This window comes from Mycolicibacter engbaekii (genome assembly GCF_002101585.1).
In the GTDB taxonomy this organism is placed as follows: domain Bacteria; phylum Actinomycetota; class Actinomycetes; order Mycobacteriales; family Mycobacteriaceae; genus Mycobacterium; species Mycobacterium engbaekii.
The window spans coordinates 1-20,262 of sequence record NZ_LQOT01000047.1; the positions used below are offsets into that span (position 1 = coordinate 1).

A 20,262-nucleotide genomic window follows, 5' to 3' on the forward strand; every position below is an offset into this window, starting at 1 on the left:
GCGGTGACCGTCACCCAGGTGGCGCCGGCGCCGCCGCCCCCGCCACCCCCACCGGAAGAGGGTGCCGTAGCACCGGCCGCCGGGCCCGCCGATCCCCAGAGCGACGACGAGCCCGCGGTCCCGCCGCCCCCGCCGGGCGCTCCCGACGGTGTTGTGGGGGTGGCGCCGCATGCCACCGTCATCTCTATCCGCCAATCATCCCGGGCGTTCGAGCCGGTCCACCCCCAACGATTCGGCTATGACGACGAGCGGGTGAAGGCCGGAACCCTGGCAACGTTGGCCAGGGCCGTCGTCCACGCAGCCAACATGGGCGCCAAGGTCATCAACGTCTCGGTCACCTCCTGTGTCCAAGTGGCCGCCGCAGTCGACCAGCAGGCGCTGGGGGCGGCCCTGTGGTACGCGGCGACGGTGAAGGACGCGGTGATCGTGGCCGCCGCCGGCAATGTCGGAGAGGCCGGGTGCGCCGACAACCCGATGTTCGACCCACTGAACCCCAACGACCCGCGGGACTGGAACCAGGTCAAGGTGATATCGAGCCCGTCCTGGTTCTCCGACTATGTCTTGTCGGTCGGCGGGGTGGACTCCACCGGGGCACCGATCGACAAGAGCATGGCAGGCCCCTGGGTGCGGGTGGCCGCGCCCGCCACCCATGTGATGGGCCTGTCTCCGCAGGGCGGCAATCCGGTCAATGCCTATCCCCCGGCCCGGGTGGGCGACAAGAACATGCCGTTTTGGGGCACCAGCTTCTCCGCCGCCTACGTCAGCGGGGTGGCTGCGCTGGTGCGGGCGAAATATCCGCAACTCACGGCAAATCAAGTGATCAACCGGATTGTTCAGACTGCCCACAATCCTCCCGCCGGGGTGGACAACCGAGTCGGCTACGGACTGGTCGATCCGGTTGCGGCACTGACGTTCAACGTGCCGGCCGGCGATCCGGTGGCACCGGGGTCGCAGCAGCGGGTGCTCACCCCGGCGCCGCCTCCGCCTCCGCCGGACCATCGGGCTCGCAACGTGGCCCTCGCCTTCCTCGGGGTGATCGCCGCGGCTGTGCTGGCCGCCGCAATCACCGCCCGGATCCGGAGGGCCACCCGGTGAGTCAGAACCAGGTCCGGCTGACCGGATTTCACCCTTCGAGTAACCGGCGACTGCTGTGCGCCACAGCGGTTGCGCTAGGCGCTCTGGTGGGCTGGGCGCTGGGGGGTCTCATCGGCGCAGCCATCGCGCTTGTGCTCACCGGAGCGGTGGTGTGGGTGCCGTGGTGGGGCCAACCGGCTTGGTCGTGGGCGCTGCTGTGGTTGCGCCGGCCTGCCAAGGATGCCTGGAGCGATCCGGTCACCGTGGCCAACAACCGCGCCGGCGGCGGAGTCCGGATTCAGGACGGTGTCGCGGTGGTGGCCATCCACCTGCTGGGTCGTCCGCACGCAGCCACGGTGGCTACCGGATCGGTGAACGTGGAGACCGACAACGTCGTCGACATCGCCGATCTGCAGCCGATGCTTCGGCATGCGCTCGGGCTGGTCCTGGAGTCGCTGAGCGTGATCAGCATCGGAGCGCGCCGCGCAACGGCCGGTGACTTTCCCCGGGTCTACGACACCGAGATCGGCACCCCGCCCTACGCCGGCCAACGCGAGACCTGGCTGCTGCTGCGACTGCGGGTGATCGACAACACGGCGGCGCTGCGTTGGCGCACCACGCTGGGTGCCGCGGCGGTCGCCGTTGCGCAACGGATCGCGGGCCGGTTGCGCTGCGGCGGACTGCGGGCGCGGGTAGCCACGGCCAGTGACCTGGTCGAGCTGGACCGGCGCCTGGCCGGTGGTTCCCTGACCGCCGGCGCCCAACGATGGAAGGCCCTGCGCACCGAAGGCGGGTGGGCGACTACCTACACCTACGCCACCGGCCAGATCAATGCGCAACTGCTCGCCCAAGCCTGGACTCTGCCGGTCGATCACGTCATCCAGAACGTCACTCTGCTCCCCGACGGAACGTGCACGGCCACGGTGACCCTGCAGACACCGCAGCCCGCCCCGACGCCACCCTCTGTGGTGCTCCGCCGGCTCAACGGGGAGCAGGCCGCGGCCGTCACGGCCAACATGTGCGCCCCCCGCCCTTCGCTGCGCGGATTGCGATCGCTTCGGCTTCCGGCCAGGCTTCCCCTCGAGATCGGTCCATCGGGGGTTCTGATCGGCAAGCTGGCCAACGGCGACCGGTTGATGGTGCCGTTGACCGACTCGGGCGAGTTGAGCCGGGTGTTCATCGCGGCCGAGGATCTCATCGCCAAACGCATCGTCATTCGGGCGGCCGGCGCCGGGGAGCGAATCTGCGTGCACACCCGGGACAAGGCCCGCTGGGCCAGCGTCCGGATGCCCGAGGTGAATGTGATCGATGAGTCACGGCCCACTCCGCGGACCACCGTCAGCGTGGTGGACGGCTCGATCGCCCCGTCACCCCGCCCTGCCACGGTGATCACGGTGGCGCCACCCGGCACGCCACCGCCGCCACCGGACGCCGTCGAGGTGTGCATCGAGCAGATCGACCGCAACGCAGTTCGAGTTGCGGCCGGCGGGAAACCCTGGCTGGCTACGGTGGAGTTGTTCCGGGCGGAAAACCGCTACTGCAGCCCGGAGGCGCTCGCGCCGATGTCGTTGCGATGACAACGCGCCGCATCGGCTGTCAGCTGGAGGACCTGGACGTGCGACAGAGGACTACAGACAGTGAGTGACCTGCTGACGGCCCGGCGACATTTCGACCGGGCAATGGTGAGCATGGACGGCGGATACGGCTCGCCCGAGGCGTTGGCCGATTTCATCGCCGCGACCGAGGCCGATCCCTCCATGGCAGACGCGTGGCTGGGCCGGATCGCCTGCGGCGACACCGCGCTTGACACCCTGCACCGTCTCTACGCCAACCGGGACTGGCTGCACAAGGAGACCACCCGCCTGGGAAGGCACCTGGCCGCCCAGATTCCGCTGGGGCCTTACCTGTCGATCACCGTGACCGATGGCTCGCACGTGGGTTTGGCCCTGGCTTCGGCGCTCACCGTGGCTGGGGAGTACGAGCGTGCCGACGCGTTGCTGTCCGACGAATCCCTACTGGACAGCTGGATCAACTACCAGTGGCGCCAACTCGGCCGCGCCTATCTGATGTTCGTCACCCAGCGGTGGCCGGATGTGCTGGCCATCGCCGCAGAGGAACTCCCCGAGCGGGCGATCATCATGCCGGCGGTCACAGCCTCGGTGTGCGCCCTGGCAGGCTATGCGGCGGCCCATCTGGGCCATGGCCGAGTGGCGCTGGATTGGCTTGACCGCGTCGATATCGCCGGGCAGAGCCGTTTTTCCGAGCGCTTTCAGGTCGGGGTTCTCACCGCATCGATCAACCCGACCGAGATCCCGTTGCTGGCCGCGGACCTCGCCTACCTGCGCGGCATGGTGCACCGACAACTCGGCGAGGAAGACCAGGCGCAGGTCTGGTTGTCCAAGGCGACGATCAACGGTGTGCTCACCGAACCGGCCAAGGCGGCGCTGGCCGAGCCCAAGCTGCGGCTGGTGGTCATCGAGGAACAGATCATCGACAGTCGAAGCGACCGGTGGGACGCCGGCTCGGCCAAGAGCCGCGCCGAACTCGATGAAACCAACGCGCAGGACCGGCGCGCCGAGTTACTGGAGCAGGGCCGCGCCGAGTTGGAGAAGCAAGTCGGCCTGGCGGAAGTCAAACGTGCGGTCAGGGCGCTGGAGGACCAACTCGAAGTCCGCGCCATGCGGCTCGAACACGGCCTGCCCGTGGAGGGCCAGACCAATCACATGCTGCTGGTGGGTCCACCGGGAACGGGCAAAACGACTACCGCCGAGGCACTGGGCAAGATCTATGCCGGCATGGGAATCGTCCGCAATCCCGAAATCATCGAAGTACGTCGTTCTGACTTCTGTGGTGAGCACATCGGTGCCTCCGGCCCGAAGACCAATGAACTGATCGAAAGAGCACTGGGCGGAATTCTGTTCATGGACGAGTTCTATTCGCTGGTGGAGCGTCACCAGGACGGAACGCCGGACATGATCGGCATGGAGGCCGTCAACCAGTTGCTGATCGCGCTGGAGAAACACCGCTTCGACTTCTGTTTCATCGCGGCCGGCTACGAGGACCAAGTCGATGAATTCCTGACCGTCAACCCCGGTCTGGCCAGCCGCTTCAACCGGAAGATCCGGTTCGAGGCGTACTCACCGGCGGAGATCGTTGAGATCGGTGAACGCTACGGATCAAGTCGGGCAACTGTACTGAACCCGCAAGCCCGCCAACGCTTCCTGGACATGGTTGGCAAGGTTCAAGGCTATATCAGCCCACGCGGAGAGCATGGCATCAACGTCATGCACAACGGACGTTTTGCCCGCAACGTGATCGAGGAGGCCGAACTTGCCCGCGACACTCGGCTGGCCGCCCAAAAACGGGCCGGAAAGCCCGTGACCATCGACGACCTCAAGACGATCACGGGCGACGACATCGACACAGCCGTTCGCTGCGTGTGCAGTGCCAAACGCGAGATGGCCGCCCTGGACTGGTAAGCGGTAGGCCGCTGTCACTCCAGGCTTGCGCCGTAGCGCGCACCGAAGTCCGCCTCTGCCTCCTCCCGCAGCGCGGTGAAGACAAGGTTGAGCCGGTCCGCCAGTTCGCTGTGGGTGTAATCGCTGAGCACGCAGGGGTGCAGTGTCAGCTCCAGCAGACGCCCGTCGCAGTTGGCGACGGCTCGAACGTCTCCCAGATCGACGCTGTAGGTTGTGTTCTCGGCCTCGGCAACGTGGGCCTCCCATTTTTCGGCGGCCTCACGCAGATCGCGCAGGACGGAGTCGACAAGGTCCCTGTCGCTGAGTTCCGCGCGGCTCTCCGCCCCCGACATTGGCTAAGTATGTCGATCCGGTGCGAGCAGCGTCAATTCATGACGCCCGCTAAGTTGACACGTCCCACTGGGCGGCGGGCGGTACGCTGAGCGCCCGATACCAGCTGAAGTGGTAGTTGGCGGACACCAGGTCACCGGTCGCGATTCCTTCGGTGGCGGCCAGGAGCATGAGGTTGAGCACCGCTGCGGTGTCCGAGTCGGGATACCTGGCCAGCAGCTGGTAACGCATGGTATCGAGATGCACGCGCAACAGGTCGATTTCAGCTTCGACCACGCCGGTTCCGGCGGCACCTGCCTTCGCCAGGGTGTTCACCATCCTCGGCAGTCCGTCGCGCCAGTGGGTGGCCCCGCTGAGCTGCCATCCGAGATCCTCGATGGGCGCCAGCTTGCGGGGCTCCGCCGATACCTCCGGCACCGCTGAATCACTCGCTCGACCAAGACGATTCCCGGGGCTGTAGACAGCCGACGACACCAGCGGGCCACCCAACATCTCCGTGAGCGTTCCGGTCCGCCATCCGGGCTTCAGCAGCTGAACTCCGGCCGGCAGCTCAACCCCCGGAGGAATCCATCCGTGGGCGATATCGGTGACGAGGAGGGTCGATCCGTCGGCGAGAACGCCTACCCCCCAGCGCAAGCCCGGTTCCTGACGTGCGACGAACCCTAGTAACCGCTGCGCCCGCTGCTCGTCGGACTCGGCGAACAGCGGCGTGGGAGGCGGTGCGGCGGAATCGGGTTGGGTCGTCCGCGCACGGTGCATGGCAAGCAGACCCGACGGCGTGAACTCACTCGTCACGGTCGGATCCCCCGGAATTTCGACGACCGCTTCAGCCCGCAGCACGGGGGCTGCCGTCTGCTGGTGCTCCTCGGTGGCGATGACGATCTCCTCGGAGACGCGTGGCGCCGGGGGATGATCCTGCGCCCCGAGCCCTGCGGACTCGCCGGCGTCACCCGGCGGTGCGGTCACGGGAGAAGCCGCGCCGGGTTCCACCTGAACCTCCCGGGCTGCCGAGACAGGAACCGGGCCCTGGCTGAGACGGGCGAAGTCGCCGCCGAAATCCAGTGTTTCCTTATGGAGTTGGCGCACCGTGGACTCCACGCGCAGGACCGCGAACGCCCTGGCCACGTTGATGACCCGAGCCTGGGCGATCTGGCGTGCGGACGCGGCCAGATCTGATCGGCCCAGCGCGTAGAGCTTCTCGTTGGCCGATTGCGCGATTCGCTGCAGATCAGCGTGGAGGTAATCGGCCAGCGGGGCCGTCTCGGGGGTGATCGTCGCCAATTCGGCTGGCCACAGGCCGCCGAGCACCCACGAACTGCAGTCGACCGGAGTGCTGAACGCCGGGATCGCCAGCGAGTCCCGGGCCGCGCTCCGGAGGCGCTGGCGCGCCGACCACCGACCGAAGAGTGCCACGGCGCAAGCGTACCGTTGCGGTCTGGGCACCCTCGCGTGAATTCGCGCTCACCCTGTCCGTGCCGCGGGACCATGGATCGGGGGCCTGCCAACGCCTGGTCAGGCGGTGAATTGTCAGCCCCTGAGCAAGTGGGTAGCGTGCTGATCGTGGCTGATGGCGGGTTCTCGGGGGCAGGGTGCGCAGCGCAGCTGAGCGAACTTCTCGCCCTACTGGAGCGCGCCCGAAACCTGTTCGGGGACAGGGTGGTCGATCTCCCCGAAGATATCGTGCCCGACGTCGATGCCGCGGGGAAATGGGTGGACTAGCGACCCGGGTCGGCGCCAGGGTGCAGTCTGTGGGCCAGGAGTCGCTCCGTGGCCACCCGCAGATCGTCGGTGGTGGGAACCGCGGCTGACGGCGAGTGACCCGTCGCGACGATTTCGCCCCGGATCTCCAACGCCGCCTTCAGAAACGACACGTCGGCGGTCAACACAATGGCTTCCGCGAGCCGGCGGGCGTCCGCCTCCATCACGGATTCGGACAACACCACACTGTGCAGATAACCGCCGCGGCAGGACCGAAACAGCACATCGCCGCTGGGATGCGTCGTGTCGAATGCCGGGTTCGGCTCAGTCATCGGCTTCCATCGGTGAGGCGCCCAAAGGCGCTCGCGGCCTGGTCCTCGTGCTCGTTCCACATGGCCACTGCACGGTGCAGGTTGGCTGATACGGCCGAATGTTCGCGCGATTGTTCTGCGTAGCAGTTCGCGCGGGCTTCCAGTAGTGACTCGGCGGCCTCGCGAAAGTCTGCGTAGATGGGGCCGAGCGAGTTCAGGGTCTCCTGAATACCCTCGTGTGAGGCGGCAACCGTCGCCAGGTATTCCGATGCCTCCTGGTGATTCCCCGCAGCGTTGATCAGCACGTCCTGGTTGACGTGGATGTTCTCGGCCATGTTCTACCTCCCTGGCAGATCGACGATGCCGGTTAATGCCGGCATTTTCAAGCTTGTGCGGTCCGACACAGCCATCGCTGGCCTGGTCTCAACCGGCTCCCCGGCCGGCGCGGTCTCCTGGGTGGAAAGCGGCGGATGCTGCCAGCCCAGAAATCCGGGGCCCTGCAAGTTCTTGACGAGGTGGATCTGGCCGTCGAGCAGAGCCTTGTCCGCACCGACCGCAAGCGCATGGCGATCGGTGAACACGCCGATATCGCCGGGCCTCAGGCTCTCCGCGGCAACCGCTGCGACCACGGGCGTCCCGGGAGGCGGGATATGGATTCCCTGGCTCCGGAACGCCTCCACCACGGGTTGTCCGTCGACGACCGCCTGCATCGCCGCAGCAAGATGTGGATCGTCCACCGTCGTGGTGTGGCCGTCGGGCAACCGTACGGTGACGGGCCTCGGGGCGTCCGGCTCCGGCACGGATGCCTCCTCCTGATTTCCGTCATCGGGCAGGCCATCGGGTTCGTCGGGCGCATCCGGATCGTCGGGCCGATAGGCGGCCTGCTCGGGCAGGTCGTCGCGGCCCAAACCGGAGGTCAGGCCGGCCCACGGGAGTCCGGGCGGCATCGCCGGCGCCATCGCGCCCATGCCCGGTCCCTCCGCACCCAGACCGGGGAGCGACATCGGCAACGGTGGCACCCCATACGGGCCGACCGGGATGTCCGGCTGCGACTCGCCGTCAAGCGGCATATCCAGGTAAGGGTCTGTGTCCGGCTCCGATGCCGCCCACGGACCGGTGTCCGCCGGCACGGAGACCGGCCTGTCGGGAGGTTTAGCCTGTTCGGGCGGCCGGTCGCCTCGATCCGTTGGTCTCGCGGAGTACAGCGCCGTCAGCGCCGCGGCAAGGGCTCTTTTGGATGCGTCGTCCTCGTCGGCCTCGTCGACCACGCTGAGGATCTGCGCCAGTCTGGCGATCAGGAACCGCTGAAATTCGCGTGCGCCCGTGGCAGTGCTGAGGTCCCATGCGTTGGCAGCGGTTGCTATCTCCGCCGCTAGTTCGTCGAGGCGGCGTCGGCTTCCGCGCGTGGCCTTGCGGGCTTGCAGCAGTGCATCGACCATCTGTCGATCGAACTCCGCCGTAACCGACAGCTGGTCCGCCAGAGCTGATTCCGCCTGCTTCATCGCCTCTGCCGCCGCACCCCGCTGTCGACCGTCCAGCAGCGGATAGGCAGCGCGCAGCCGGCTCAAGACGCTGTCGTAACCCGCGGGCGGCAACGGCAGCGTCAGTGCTGCCTGGGCCACCCGTGTCTCCTGACCGGCGCGCCCGGCCTCCGTGATGCGGTCGATCGCATCCAGAACGTCGTCGCGCGTCGCCATCTCCTCAGCCCAACAGCGCTGCGCCGTAAGGGCGCTCGGAAGTTGGCCACGCCTTCATGGCCGGTGACTGTACCCAGGCCCACCATCGCCCACAATTCACCTGGAATCCGGGCGGGCCAAGCCCGATCATGGCACCAGGCGGCGGATCGCCACGTGGGCGCCCAGCGGGCTGATCTGCACGGTGGCTCCGGCGTGCGGTGCTTCGATCACCCGGCCCCCGCCGATGGCAAGCTGAACATGGCCGGTACTGGGAAACACGAGATCGCCGGGCCGGATTTGCGAGCGAGTCACCGGGATTCCCTCACAGATCTGCGTGTATGTGGTTCGCGACAGCGGCAGGCCGGCTTGACGGTAGGCCCACTGGGTCAGCCCTGAACAGTCGAATCGATCGGGTCCGGTGGCGCCCCAGACGTAGGGTCTGCCCAGGCGAGACAGTGCCGCACGGACGGCCAACCCGGCTCGGCCAGGGGGCAGGTGCATGCGATCCAGCCCCGCGAGACGACGCCGCGCGCCCCGGTAGCGCAGCCGCCGCAACCGCGCCCGGTGGGTCCGTGCGCGGCGCCGCGCCGACACCACGTGGGCATGTTGGGCCCGTAGGCGTGCCGCTCGCCGGCGCATGGCCTCCCGATGCGCCAACGCGGTGTCGGCGACAACCGGTGAGTCGGCTTGGGCGGCGGCGAGCACTCCGCCGGTAAGCTGGCGGGCCTGTGAGTGGTCGGCGATCGCCGCACCCAATAACGTTGCGGCGCGGGCGTCGGTATTGACGTTGTCCAGCAATCGGATTCGTTGAGCGAGCACCGCGGTCCGGTACCGGTCGTGACCCATGCCGGTGTCCAGGCCGGCGTTGCGCTCCAGCGCGTGGGCATAACGGTCCAGACCGGCTTCCAGTGACACCGGGCCTGGACTGCCCGCGAACAATTTATGTGCGCGCGCCAACAGCTCGAACTCGGTGTCGTCCACCGTCATCCCCCTCCGTCACCGCCATCTGTGGCCGCCGTCGGATCGGCGAACGCACGGACCCGGGCCAGCGCCCCCGGTGGTATGACGCCCCTGTTGCGGATGTCCCACATCTCCTCGGGACTGACGCCGATCAACGCCGCGATCACCGGTTCGGGCAGCGACGACTGCGCGCAGGCCCGGTCGAACCGAGCGGTCAGGCTGCCGGACATCCGTTGCAGCAGTTCCACACGGGTCGCCTCCAGGTCCTGCAGATGCGCCATAAGTCGGGCACCGCGACCAGGGCCGGCGTTCACCGCGACCCGCCACGAGCTGGCGGCCAGCATCTCGGCTTTCACGCACTGGGCGATCACGGAAAGAATATACGTCTCGTATTCGTCTGACGCTTTCGGCGGAAGCCGGGCGATCACCGAACGCAGCGCATCCAGCTGCGCCTCGGCATATCCCTCGAGCACCTCGGTGTCGCTGTGCCGGTCGACCACGATGGCTGCGGCGGGACGTGCAGCCGGCTCGCCCGGTGGGACCGCGGCGATCAGCTGCGCCAGTTCTGCGTCGGCGTCATCGGCGCTGAGCAGCCTCGAGTAGGTGCCCGGTGGCAGGCCTAGGCCGTTTTCGACCTTTTGAACTGTGCTTTTATGCGGCTTTCGCGCACCACGCTCGAGATAGCTCAAGCCCATGATGCTGACCCCGGTGGCAGCAGCGAGGTCGGCCAACGACCAGTCGCGGGCCTCGCGCAGCGCCCGAAGCGCAGCGCCTGCCGCCTCGCGGCTCATTGTCGCGCCCCGGCCATGGACGGATAGTACACAGCCCCGTCCCCCACTAGTTACATATATGTTTTTATCAACTTCTGTTGCGCTGATCGTCTCTGCGTTATACGTTTCTATCTACGTTATACGCCCCCGAGACGAGGAGGACCGTCATGGCGCCGCCCTGCTCCGCCAACCCCGAACTGTGGTTCGGTTACCCCGACGCCGATGGAGCCGACGGCGCCGCCAAGGCCCGCGCCTACGAGCAGTCCGCCACTGAAGCGCGGCTGCAGTGCCTGCGACGCTGCCCGCTTGCTCAGCAACGCCGCTGCGCAGCGCTCGCCGTCGAACGCCGCGAGGAGTACGGCGTGTGGGCTGGTGTGAAGCTGCCGGGGGGGCAATACCGCAAGCGGGCTGAACTCGCCGCGGCCCACGCCCTGCTGCACGCGATCGCCTCCGGTGAGATCAACACCCGCGAGCTGCCCGACAACCAGGCGTTGCTGGTCAACCACGAACGGGACGACGTCCCAGTTACCGGAGCGGTGTTTCACCTAGCCCACTGGCCGGTCGGCCCGCGATCAGCCGCCTGACCAGGGCCGGCGTCGGTAGGATCGCCACGGCGGTAGGGGGCAGGCAGCGGAGGTGGACAGGTGAGCAATCTGGAGGCCACTTCCGATGAGATCGCCTGTGCGGCAACGCCGCGCTCTCAGATCGCCGTGCTGCACCCGCGTGAGGTGCCGCTGGGCGGCCCGCGTGCCATCGCGGTCCGGCGCACCCTGCCCCAGCGGGAACGCTCGCTGATCGGCGCCTGGTGCTTCATCGACCATTACGGGCCACACGATGTCGCCGCCCAGGGCGGCATGGACGTGCCCCCGCACCCGCACACCGGGCTGCAGACCGCGAGCTGGCTGTTCAGCGGGCGCATCGAGCACCGCGACAGCGGTGGCGCACACGCGCTGGTGCGCCCCGGTGAGCTGAACCTTATGACCGCCGGTGCCGGCATCTGCCACTCCGAAGTCTCCGTCGATCCGCAGGCCGCGCCGGTGCTGCGCGGCGTGCAGCTGTGGGTGGCACTGCCCGAGACGGCCCGCCACACCGCGCGCTCCTTCAGCCATTTCGTGCCCGAGCCGGTGCGCCTGCCCGGAGCGTCGGCCTTGGTCTTCCTGGGGGAACTGGCCGGATACCGCTCCCCCGTCCCGTCGTTCACGCCGCTGCTGGGTGCCCAGCTGGACCTGGACCCGCATACCGACCTGGCGCTGCAGGTCGATCCGGCGTTCGAGCACGGGGTGCTGTGCGACCAGGGCCCGCTCGTCCTGGGCGACACGCGCCTGGCCGTCGGCGACCTGGGCTATCAAGGACCCGGCGCCCCGGTGCTGACACTGCGCAACCCCGGCGACTCCCCCGCCCGGGTTCTGCTGCTGGGCGGGGTGCCGTTCGGCGAAGAGCTGGTGCTGTGGTGGAACTTCATCGGCCGCAGCCATGAGGAGATCGTCGAGTTTCGGCGCCGCTGGGAAGCCGGCGACGAACAGTTCGGGCAGGTCAGCGGCTACCGGGGGCGGCTGCAGCGGCTACCCGCCCCGACCCTGCCACCGCTACGGCTCCGCCCACGGCGACCGCCCAGCGCCGGCTGACGCTGGCCGGCGCCGGGGCTTGGCGCGCCGGCTCAGGGCGTGAGCAGCACCTTCACCACGTCGCCGGAGCGTGCCGCAACCGCACGGTAGGCCTCGGCCGCGTCGTCCAGGGCCATCTCGGTGGTGAAGATCCCGTCCACCGACAATCGGCCGGATTGCAGCAGCGGCACCAACTGCGGCCAGGTCTGCTGCACGGGCGCGGTGGTCATTCGCAGGGTGATGCTGCGCAACAGCGCCGGCAATGCCGGGAACGGAAAGGGTTGCAGGTCATGGACTCCGACCACCGACACCGTCCCGCCGGGCCGCACCGCATTGAGCGCGTCGGCCATGGTGGTGTCGGATCCCACGGCGTCGATCACGGCGTCGACACCGCGTCCGTCGCTGAGCTCCATGGCGGCGGCGGTGGTCGGCGGCTCGGCCGGGGTCACGCCCATCAGCGCCGCCCGCTCGCGGCGCCGGCGCACCGGATCGATGCCCAGAACCGTTGCCGCACCCAGGAACAGCGCGCTGCGGGCGGCACACAGGCCCACCGCGCCCAGCCCGATCACCGCAACGGTGCCGCCGACCGGGATGTCGGCCCGCAGTGCAGCCGTCCAGCCGGTGGCCAGGTTGTCGGTGAGCAGCAGGGCTTCGGCGTCACAGATGCCGTCGGGAATGGCGGCGAGCTGAAAATCTGCTCCCGGTACCGCCAGCAGCTCCGACTGGGCGCCGCCCAGCAGCCCGGATCCGAAGATCTGCGGGCCCGAATGACACCGGATCGGGTCGCGGGTGCCGCACCCGGCGCAGTGCCCGCAGCCGGCCACCGAGGACACCATGACCCGGTCGCCGGGCCGCACCGAGCGCACCTGCCGGCCGGTTTCGACCACGACGCCGATCGCTTCGTGCCCCAGCGCCACCGGCTCGGCGATCGGGTAGTCCCCTTCATAGAAGTGCAGATCGGAGCCGCAGATGGCGGTGGCCGTCACCTGCACCACGGCGCCGTCGGCGCCGGGCAGTTCGGGATCCGGACGGGTGTCGACCCGCACCGATCCGGGCGCATCGATTACGACACTGCGCATGCCCTCATCCTTCAGCTAGTGCCTGTACTTTGCCGAGCACGTCGGGGTAGCGCTTGAGGTGCGCGCCGCCGTTGACGTCGAACACCGATCCGGTGATCCAGGCGGCGCGGGGCGAGGTCAAGAACGCCACGGTGTGCGCGATGTCCTCGGGCAGGCCGGACCGCCCCAGCGGGGTGTTCTCGATGTATTCCGCGGTCAGGCCGGGCACCATCGCCAGGCCGGCCACCAGGGGAGTGTCCACCAGGCCGGGGGAGACGGCGTTGACCCGGATGCCGCGGGATCCCAGTTCCAGGGCGGCCACCTGCACCAGCATCAGCACCCCGGCTTTGGCGCTGCAGTACGCCGCCATCGACGTGCCCGGCTGGCGCCCGTTGAGCGAGGAGATGGCCACCACGGCGCCGCCTTCTTGCAGGGCGCGCGCGGCATGCTTGATCACCAGCATGGTGCCGGTGAGGCAGACGTCGATGGTGGTCTGCCAGCCGGCCAGGTCGATATCGGCGATCGGCCCGATCACCGACAGGCCGGCGCAACTGACCACCGAGCGGATCGGGCCCACGCGCTGGGCGGCTGCGAATGCCGCTGCGACACTGGCCTCGTCGGTGACGTCGGCGGCAACAGCGCTGGCGTGCTCGCCCAGTTCCGCCGCGCGGGCACGGGCGGCGGCTTCGTCGATGTCGGCGATCACCACATGATCGCCACGCTCGACCAGGGCGCGGGCGCTGGCCAGACCGATCCCGGACGCACCGCCGACTATCAGGGCCACCGGGGTCTGGTCGGCCATGGTCACACTCCTGTCGTCGTTGCGGTGCGGTAGGTGCGCTCGCGTTCCGGGCGCACCCACAAGGTGTCGGCGCCGACGTCGATGCCGTCGGCCACCAGCAGTCGTTTGAGGATCTTGTTGGTGGCCGTGGCGGGCAGCTGCGTGCTCACCCGGACATACCGCGGCCAGGCCTTGGGGGACAGGTCGTCTTGGGCGGCCAGGAAGTCGGCGAACTCGTCCTCGCTCAGCGACGCATGGTCGCGCAGCACCAGTGCCGCCATCACCTGATCGCCCACCTGGGGATCCGGCACCGCATAGACGGCCGCCTGGTTGATCGCCGGGTGGCGCATCAGGATTCGTTCCACCGGTGCGGCCGCCAGGTTCTCGCCGTCCACCCGCATCCAGTCGGCGGTGCGCCCGGCCAGGTAGATCCAGCCGTCGGCGTCGGCGTAGGCCAGGTCACCGGACCAGTACATGCCGTCGCGCATCCGCTCGGCGGTGGCCTGCTCGTTGTTGTAGTAGCCCGAAAAGAATCCCGCCCCGGCGGTGTTGACCAGCTCGCCGATCGCCTCGTCGGGGTTGGCCAGCGCGCCGTGTTCGTCGAAGACCGCGGGCGCACAGGGCTTTCCGGTGTCGCTGTTGTAGATGGCAACTCCCGGGAATCCGCGGCCCACCGAACCGGGTGGGGTGCCCTCGTCGCGGGTGATGGTGACCGCGTTCTCGGTGGAGCCGAAGGCGTCCACCACGTGGACACCGAACCGGCGGGCGAACTCGCCGATGTCGCGCTCGGAGGCCTCGTTGCCGAAGGCGACGCGCAGCGGATTGTCGGCGTCGTCGGGCTGCTCGGGGTGCGCCAGCAGATAGGCGAACGGTTTGCCGACGTAGTTCATGTAGGTGGCGCCGTAGCCACGGATATCGGCCAGGAAGCGTGACGCGGAGAACTTCGCCGGCGCCATCGCCGCACCGGCGACCACGGCGGGACCGAAGCCGGCGGCGATCGCATTGGAGTGAAACAGCGGCATGGACAGATAGATCACGTCATCGCTGCTCAGCCCGAATCGCTCGGTGAGGCTTTGGCCCGCCACCAAGACCATGAAGTGGCTGACCAGAACGGCTTTCGGGTCGCCACTGGTGCCGGAGGTGAAGATCAGCATGAACGGGTCCAGCGGCGCGACCTGGCGATGCGGCTGCAGCGGGCCGGCCTCCGCGCACTCCCGCTCCCAGGCCGGGTCGTCGACGTCGATGATCGTGATGCCGGCCAACTCCAGCCCGGTCAGCAATGCGCGGTGCGCGGTGTCCACCAGCAGGATCTGCACGTCGGCGGTGCGCAGGTCGGCGGCCAGGGCCGCGCCGCGGCGGGTGTCGTTGACCCCGCACAGGACATAGCCGCCCAGCCCGGCGGCGGCCAGCGCGGTGAGCATCGCGGGGGTGTTGCCCAGCAGCGCGCCGACGTGCAGGGGCCGGCCGGTGTCGGCGCGGGCGAGCACCGCCGCGCCGTGGCCGGCCGCGCGGTGCAGGTAGTGCGCCCAGCTCCAACGGATCTGGGTGCCGTCGGCCTCGGTGTGCAGCACCGCCAGACCGGTGTGGCCGGCGCGTTCGGCGAGCAGTTGCTGCAGCGTCTCGGCCACCGCGACCTCCTACCCCGTGGGTCTTCACGACGCGTGGCAATAGTACACAGATCGGATAATGTGTCTACACGTTGTCGACGCTTTCCGGGCAGGAGGTGGGCCGTGCACGCGACGTCCGCATCGGCGCCTTCGACAACCGAACGGCTGCTCGATGTCACCGAGAAATTCCTGGCCGACAAGGGGATTCGGGCTACCACGATGATCGACGTCGCCCAGGCGGCCGGAGTGTCGCGGGCCTGGCTGTACCGCATCTTTCCGGACAAGCCGACGCTGGTGGGCGCCGTTTTGATGCGGCTCATCGAGACCAGCTGGGCCCAGGCCCGCGCGGAGCTGTCGACCCTGGCCAACTTCGAGGACCGGCTGGTGGCCGGCGTACAGATCGGCCGACGCACCTACGACGATCCCGGCACGCTGCTGATGCGGCTGCGCACCGCCGAACCCGAGGAGTTCACCGCCTGCGCCGGGGCCGGGGTGCGCGGCCTGGTGCCCGACCTGGCGGCGTTTTGGTATCCGTTCGTGGCGGCCGCCGCCGACGACGGCGACATCCACCCCGACACCGAGCTGGCCGAGGCCAGTGAATGGATCGCGCGTGTGATGATCAGCTTTGGCAGCGTGCCGGGACATCACCTCAACCCCGACGACCCGGCTGCCGTGCGACGCCACGTTCGCCGGTATGTGTTGCCGGGGCTGCGCCAGGCACCGACGCCCGCGACACCGGAGGAGACGCGTTGACGCAGTGGTTTCTCTACCTCCCGCAGACCAGGGTCGGCATCGCCGAGCTGGTGGTGCGGGCGCAGGCGGCCGAAGCGGCGGGCTTTGACGGCGTGGCCTTCCTCGACCACCTCGACACCCCGATGGCCCCGTCGGATCCGCTCTGGGAGGCGATGACCGTGGCCACCTGGGTCGGCGCCCGCACCGAACGCCTCACGATCGGCCACGTGGTGCTGTGCGACGCGTTCCGGCACCCGGCCCTGCTGGCCAAACAGGCCACCACCTTGGCCGAAGCCACCGGCGGCCGCTTCGAGCTGGGCCTGGGGTCCGGCTCGATGCCCGACGAACTGCTCAAGTACGGCATCACCTCCGCCGGGCCGCGCCAACGCGTGGAGGCGCTGGGGCAGACGCTGGAGCTGCTGGGTCAGTACTGGAGCAGCGACGGGCCCCTCGCCCAGGCACCGGCGCCCAGCGCGCCGATACCGGTCGTGCTCGGCGGAGTCGGGCCCCGGATGCTCGGCCTGGTTCGCCGCTACGCCGACTGGTGGAACCTGCCGGCCACCCACGTCCATCAGCTGCCCGAGTTGCTGCCCCTGATCGGGTCGGCGCGCGCCTCGGTACAGCAGATGGTCGGTTTCGCCCGGCGCGATCAGGACCCGGCGGTGGTCGCGGCGACGGCACAACGCCGCTTCGGCCGACTGGGCTCGGGCCTGGTGTGCGGTGACGCCGCGGCACTGGCCGAGCACTTCTGCACACTCAAAAATCAGGGCGCCCAACGGTTCTACGTCTGGTTCGCCGATTTCGCGCCACCGGAGTCCATCGCCGAGTTCGCCGAGACCGTCATCGGTGCGGTCGACTCCGGCAGCTGAGCCCGGCCCGCAGACGGGTCAGTGCGCGGGTTCCGGCTCGTTCCAGCAGATCTCGATGTCGCCGGGATCGGTGCCCGGCACGTCGAGCTCGTCGGTGACCCGCACCCCCAGCCGACGGCCGGTGGCTGCATCGACAAAGCGCAGCGGCGGCTTTCCGTCGTGCAGGTACTTGTCGCCCCACTGCATCAGCGCCAAGAACACCGGCAGCAGATCCTCGCCGGCCGGGGTCAGCCGGTACTCGTCGCGGGCGCGCTGTCCGGACTCCTGGTAGGGCACGCGGTAGACGATCTCGGCGGCCTCGAGCTGTTTGAGCGCCCGCGAGACCGCCGGCGCCGACGCCCCGATCCGGGTGGTGAAGTCCTCGAAGCGGGTGGTGCCGAACAGGCATTCCCGCACCACCAGGAACGCCGTCTTGGTGCTGAGCACGTCCAGTAACCGGGCCACCGAGCAGGCGCTACCGATCGACCAGCGGGACCGGTCGCGCAGGCGGGGCTCGAACTCCATACCGACATCGTAGTTGACTAACGCTTGCATTATCCAGCCATCCGTGCTTGGCTCTTACTAACGTCATCGTTAGTCAGTGGGGAAGGGGTCGGGACATGGTTGCCGTAGAGAACAAGGTCGTGGTGGTCACCGGGGGACGACGCGGGCTGGGCGCCGCGCTGGTCGACGAGGTGCTGGCCCGCGGCGCACGCAAGGTGTACGCGACCGCCCGCAGCGCCTACACCGACGAGCGCCCGAACGTGGTGACCCACCCGCTGGAGGTGCGCTCGCCCGAATCGGTGGCCGAGCTGGCGGAGTTGGCCCACGACGCGCAGATCGTGTTCAACAACGCCGGCGTGCTGTTGCCGGACCCGTTGCTGACCGGCTCCTTCGACCGCATCACCGACACGTTCGACGTCAACGTTTTCGGCCCGCTGCGCGTGGCCCGGGCGTTCGCGCCGATCCTGGCCGCCAACGGGGGAGGGGCCCTGGTCAACATGCACTCGGTGTTGTCCTGGCTGTCGGGCTCCGGGGCCTACGGCGCCTCCAAAGCCGCCGCCTGGTCGGTGACCAACTCGCTGCGCGAAGAGCTCGCCGCCCAGCACACCCAGGTGGTGGGCGTGCACGCCGGACTGATCGACACCGACATGGTGTCCGACATCCCGGCGGCCAAGGTGACACCGGCCGACGTGGCCCGCCGGATCGTCGACGGCCTGGAGGCAGGTGCCGTCGAGGTGCTGGCCGATGAGCTGTCCGTCGACGTCAAGGCGTCCTTGTCGGGTCCGGTGGAAAAGCTGTCGTCGGCGCTGGCGCACTGAGGGGCAGAACCGCCATGCCGCTGTGGACCATTCACCACACCCCGGGACTGTTCAGCGCCGAAGACAAGCAGGCGCTGGCCGCCCGGATCACCGACCAGTACGCGCGAGCGGGGTTGCCGCGCTTCTATGTGGTCACGCTGTTCCACGAGACCGCGCCCGAGGACTTCTACGTCGGCGGCGAGCCGACCGCGGCCGGGGTCCGCATCGTGATCGACCACATCGCCCGGCGCGCCGCCGACTCCCAACACCGCCGGCGGATCGCCGAATGGATCAACCAGATCCTTATTCCGAGCCTGCAGTTCCCGGACCTGCACTGGGAGTTTCACGTCGATGAGACCAGCGAGGAAATGTGGATGATCAACGGGCTGGTGCCCCCGCCGGGCGGCTCGGAGGCCGAGACCCGATGGGCGCGGGAGAACGCGGTGTCGGCGTATTAGGGGGAGCGCCGCTCACACCACGCCGTAGCCCAACCGTTTCGCCGCACCGGCGAGGCGACTGGCCAGGTCGGGGTGGGTCAGCGGCAGTGACAGTATCGGGCGGCCGGGCATCGCGTCGGCGGCAGGCTGGAACAGCGCCAGACAGGGAGCGCCGCCGAACCTGCTGTTGTAGCGCAGGCCGTCAAGATCCGGGTGGGCGGCGGCGATGGTGCGCGCCCACTGTTGGGTGACGGCATGGGGCCCGGTGGAAAGGGCGTACGTTCCGCCGACACGGGTCGCCCACGCACCGTCGCTGTCGGTGGCGACGTCCAGGACGGTGAGCGCCCGGGTGAACGAGAGCCCCGTCAGATAAGGGTGGTTTCGGCCGCGGTCGATCGTGTGGTCGAACTGGAACGCCTCGGCCAGGGCCGCGTCTGGTGTCGATGCGCCGTACCAGACACCGCGTCCGGGATCCTCGCCGCAGGGCGGCTGATGGGGGTCGAAGCGCAGCAGTGGGCCGTAGGTACGCAACGCGTTCCAGGCCAGAACCCGGTCGCCTTCGGTTTCGTGGACCCGCCACCAGACCTCGCTGGTGGCGATGGCGCGGGTCTCGCCGGCCAGGAGGCCGAGTATGCGCAGGTCGTCCGGGGACGGTGGACCGGGCAACGTCTGATCAGGCTTCACGCCGACGCCCAGTCGCCCATCTCGATGAGGTCGACTACCGGCTCTTCGGACTCGCCGTGCAGCAGCCACTCTCTGACCGACTTGGGCTGGCCGTCGATGCGCAGCTCATGCTGGGGTGTCAGGAGGAATCCGGCCACCGCGGTGGGGTGCAGACCTTTGGTCAGAAGGTGGGGCAGCACGCGGTCCAGGCCCCGGACGTGCTTGAGCGCAAATGCGCCGCGGTTGTCGATGAGCTCGAACTGAACGGCGGGGTAGACCCAAGCGCCACCGTCGTCGATAGCCCACAGGGTGTGGTTGAGGCGGCGCTGCCGAATCCGAGAGTCGTTGACGCCCAATCCCTTGGCCACCTCGGCGGCGGTGTAGGCGGTGCTGTAGAGCCGGCCCATCCGCGCGGCGGCGTCCGCGGCAACCTCGGCGTAGGCCTCGCGGTCGGGAACCAGGCCGGCGTCGTCGAGCAGGCCGGCCTCGTCTGCGGTCAGCGTGGCGGCCCATGGTCGGCGCGCCGGCAGGGCCTTGAGCGCGGCGATGAACTCGTCGCGGCCCAAGTCGAACCTCTCACGCAGGAGCTGGTCCAGCTCGTCTACGGTCATCCGACCCCCTCGGTCCTAACGGTAACTAACGAAAGGATAGCACCGTTAGCGTGGGTGTGCCGGTCGTGTGGGCTGGTTGCGGGCGAACCCCCACCCAAACACAAAGGCCACGAACCATTTCTGGTCCGTGGCCTTTCTGCTGCGGTTCGCTAGAACCGCTCTCTGTGGGCGAAGGGGTGTGTGAGTTCATGACATAGGTGACAGATGAGTCGGGACATGGGTGACATCTGCAGTGATGGTCGATGAGCCGCGTCATAGGTGACAGTCATGGGTCATGTCCAAAGCGCGTGTGGCCGTCCTGGAAGTCCTCAGTGGAAACCTG

The 20,262-nt window shown here is 68.7% G+C and carries 23 protein-coding genes; 10 read left to right on the forward strand and 13 right to left on the reverse strand.

Features of this window, described 5'->3' with window-relative positions; all coding sequences use genetic code 11:
* The 3 genes from mycP to eccA form a co-directional block, all read left to right on the forward strand.
* On the forward strand, window positions 1-1,095 hold a 1,095-nt coding region (gene mycP / locus AWC02_RS14725), incomplete at its 5' end, for a type VII secretion-associated serine protease mycosin (RefSeq protein ID WP_109561029.1).
* The gene (gene eccE / locus AWC02_RS14730) at window positions 1,092-2,651 is read left to right on the forward strand and encodes a type VII secretion protein EccE (protein WP_085129502.1); all 1,560 of its coding nucleotides are present in this window, start codon (window positions 1,092-1,094) and stop codon (window positions 2,649-2,651) included. The genes mycP and eccE, both read left to right, overlap by 4 nt.
* A gap of 102 nt (window positions 2,652-2,753) precedes the next feature.
* A complete protein-coding gene (gene eccA, locus AWC02_RS14735; protein ID WP_085129503.1) occupies window positions 2,754-4,553 on the forward strand; it encodes a type VII secretion AAA-ATPase EccA in 1,800 nt (599 codons plus the stop codon).
* Between the two features lie 14 nt (window positions 4,554-4,567).
* On the opposite strand, the gene AWC02_RS14740 is transcribed toward eccA, so the two are convergent.
* Together AWC02_RS14740 and AWC02_RS14745 are read right to left on the reverse strand one after the other, a co-directional pair.
* Window positions 4,568-4,885 (reverse strand): DUF2710 family protein, encoded by a 318-nt coding sequence (locus tag AWC02_RS14740; protein ID WP_085129504.1) that lies wholly within the window; start codon window positions 4,883-4,885, stop codon window positions 4,568-4,570.
* A 49-nt stretch (window positions 4,886-4,934) separates the two neighbouring features.
* A complete protein-coding gene (locus tag AWC02_RS14745; protein WP_085129505.1) occupies window positions 4,935-6,296 on the reverse strand; it encodes a DUF5631 domain-containing protein in 1,362 nt (453 codons plus the stop codon).
* Between the two features lie 147 nt (window positions 6,297-6,443).
* On the opposite strand from AWC02_RS14745, the gene AWC02_RS21990 reads away from it, so the two are divergent.
* Complete coding sequence (locus AWC02_RS21990) at window positions 6,444-6,602, forward strand: hypothetical protein (RefSeq protein WP_165757913.1); 159 nt, start codon at window positions 6,444-6,446, stop codon at window positions 6,600-6,602.
* Here AWC02_RS21990 and AWC02_RS14750 read toward each other — a convergent pair.
* The 5 genes from AWC02_RS14750 to AWC02_RS14770 form a co-directional block, all read right to left on the reverse strand.
* On the reverse strand, window positions 6,599-6,913 hold the full coding sequence (locus AWC02_RS14750; protein ID WP_085129506.1) for a DUF2694 family protein: 315 nt from the start codon (window positions 6,911-6,913) through the stop codon (window positions 6,599-6,601). The genes AWC02_RS21990 and AWC02_RS14750 overlap by 4 nt on opposite strands.
* Window positions 6,910-7,227, reverse strand: coding sequence for a type VII secretion target (locus tag AWC02_RS14755; protein ID WP_085129507.1), 318 nt, complete (start codon window positions 7,225-7,227; stop codon window positions 6,910-6,912). Before AWC02_RS14755 ends, AWC02_RS14750 begins: the two co-directional genes overlap by 4 nt.
* Before the next feature lie 3 nt (window positions 7,228-7,230).
* A complete protein-coding gene (locus AWC02_RS14760) occupies window positions 7,231-8,589 on the reverse strand; it encodes a DUF4226 domain-containing protein (protein WP_085129508.1) in 1,359 nt (452 codons plus the stop codon).
* 126 nt (window positions 8,590-8,715) lie between these two features.
* Entirely contained in the window at window positions 8,716-9,549 is an 834-nt protein-coding gene (locus AWC02_RS14765) for a C40 family peptidase (RefSeq protein ID WP_109561030.1), read from the reverse strand.
* 2 nt (window positions 9,550-9,551) lie between these two features.
* Window positions 9,552-10,319: a helix-turn-helix domain-containing protein gene (locus AWC02_RS14770; RefSeq protein WP_085129510.1), complete on the reverse strand. Its 768-nt coding sequence runs from the start codon at window positions 10,317-10,319 to the stop codon at window positions 9,552-9,554.
* 146 nt (window positions 10,320-10,465) lie between these two features.
* Here AWC02_RS14770 and AWC02_RS14775 point away from each other — a divergent pair, with 146 nt between their 5' ends.
* Both AWC02_RS14775 and AWC02_RS14780 read left to right on the forward strand, forming a co-directional pair.
* Complete coding sequence (locus AWC02_RS14775) at window positions 10,466-10,882, forward strand: WhiB family transcriptional regulator (protein ID WP_085129511.1); 417 nt, start codon at window positions 10,466-10,468, stop codon at window positions 10,880-10,882.
* A gap of 60 nt (window positions 10,883-10,942) precedes the next feature.
* Window positions 10,943-11,923 carry a pirin family protein gene (locus AWC02_RS14780; protein WP_085129512.1) on the forward strand — a complete coding sequence of 327 codons (981 nt, stop codon included), beginning with the start codon at window positions 10,943-10,945 and terminating at the stop codon, window positions 11,921-11,923.
* A gap of 32 nt (window positions 11,924-11,955) precedes the next feature.
* Here the strand turns inward: AWC02_RS14780 and AWC02_RS14785 are convergent, their stop codons facing one another.
* From AWC02_RS14785 to fadD1, 3 genes are read right to left on the reverse strand one after another with little or no spacing between them, the layout of a single operon-like run.
* On the reverse strand, window positions 11,956-12,981 hold the full coding sequence (locus AWC02_RS14785; protein ID WP_085129513.1) for an alcohol dehydrogenase catalytic domain-containing protein: 1,026 nt from the start codon (window positions 12,979-12,981) through the stop codon (window positions 11,956-11,958).
* A gap of 4 nt (window positions 12,982-12,985) precedes the next feature.
* Window positions 12,986-13,762 (reverse strand): SDR family NAD(P)-dependent oxidoreductase, encoded by a 777-nt coding sequence (locus AWC02_RS14790; protein WP_207568062.1) that lies wholly within the window; start codon window positions 13,760-13,762, stop codon window positions 12,986-12,988.
* Window positions 13,763-13,764: 2 nt separating this feature from the next.
* Window positions 13,765-15,369, reverse strand: coding sequence for a fatty-acid--CoA ligase FadD1 (fadD1, locus tag AWC02_RS14795; protein WP_085129514.1), 1,605 nt, complete (start codon window positions 15,367-15,369; stop codon window positions 13,765-13,767).
* A gap of 102 nt (window positions 15,370-15,471) precedes the next feature.
* Between fadD1 and AWC02_RS14800 the strand changes: the two genes are divergently transcribed.
* Both AWC02_RS14800 and AWC02_RS14805 read left to right on the forward strand, forming a co-directional pair.
* Complete coding sequence (locus AWC02_RS14800; RefSeq protein WP_085129515.1) at window positions 15,472-16,101, forward strand: TetR/AcrR family transcriptional regulator; 630 nt, start codon at window positions 15,472-15,474, stop codon at window positions 16,099-16,101.
* Window positions 16,098-16,949: an LLM class flavin-dependent oxidoreductase gene (locus tag AWC02_RS14805; RefSeq protein WP_085129516.1), complete on the forward strand. Its 852-nt coding sequence runs from the start codon at window positions 16,098-16,100 to the stop codon at window positions 16,947-16,949. Before AWC02_RS14800 ends, AWC02_RS14805 begins: the two co-directional genes overlap by 4 nt.
* A gap of 18 nt (window positions 16,950-16,967) precedes the next feature.
* Here the strand turns inward: AWC02_RS14805 and AWC02_RS14810 are convergent, their stop codons facing one another.
* The gene (locus AWC02_RS14810; RefSeq protein ID WP_085129517.1) at window positions 16,968-17,453 is read right to left on the reverse strand and encodes a winged helix-turn-helix transcriptional regulator; all 486 of its coding nucleotides are present in this window, start codon (window positions 17,451-17,453) and stop codon (window positions 16,968-16,970) included.
* Window positions 17,454-17,548: 95 nt separating this feature from the next.
* Between AWC02_RS14810 and AWC02_RS14815 the strand changes: the two genes are divergently transcribed.
* The gene (locus tag AWC02_RS14815) at window positions 17,549-18,250 is read left to right on the forward strand and encodes an SDR family oxidoreductase (RefSeq protein WP_085129518.1); all 702 of its coding nucleotides are present in this window, start codon (window positions 17,549-17,551) and stop codon (window positions 18,248-18,250) included.
* Between the two features lie 14 nt (window positions 18,251-18,264).
* Window positions 18,265-18,687: a tautomerase family protein gene (locus tag AWC02_RS14820; protein ID WP_085129519.1), complete on the forward strand. Its 423-nt coding sequence runs from the start codon at window positions 18,265-18,267 to the stop codon at window positions 18,685-18,687.
* 12 nt (window positions 18,688-18,699) lie between these two features.
* Here AWC02_RS14820 and AWC02_RS14825 read toward each other — a convergent pair whose 3' ends face one another.
* Both AWC02_RS14825 and AWC02_RS14830 read right to left on the reverse strand, forming a co-directional pair.
* Window positions 18,700-19,350: an RES family NAD+ phosphorylase gene (locus tag AWC02_RS14825; RefSeq protein ID WP_237160481.1), complete on the reverse strand. Its 651-nt coding sequence runs from the start codon at window positions 19,348-19,350 to the stop codon at window positions 18,700-18,702.
* On the reverse strand, window positions 19,347-19,940 hold the full coding sequence (locus AWC02_RS14830; protein WP_085129520.1) for a hypothetical protein: 594 nt from the start codon (window positions 19,938-19,940) through the stop codon (window positions 19,347-19,349). Before AWC02_RS14830 ends, AWC02_RS14825 begins: the two co-directional genes overlap by 4 nt.
* Between the last annotated feature and the right edge of the window lie 322 nt (window positions 19,941-20,262).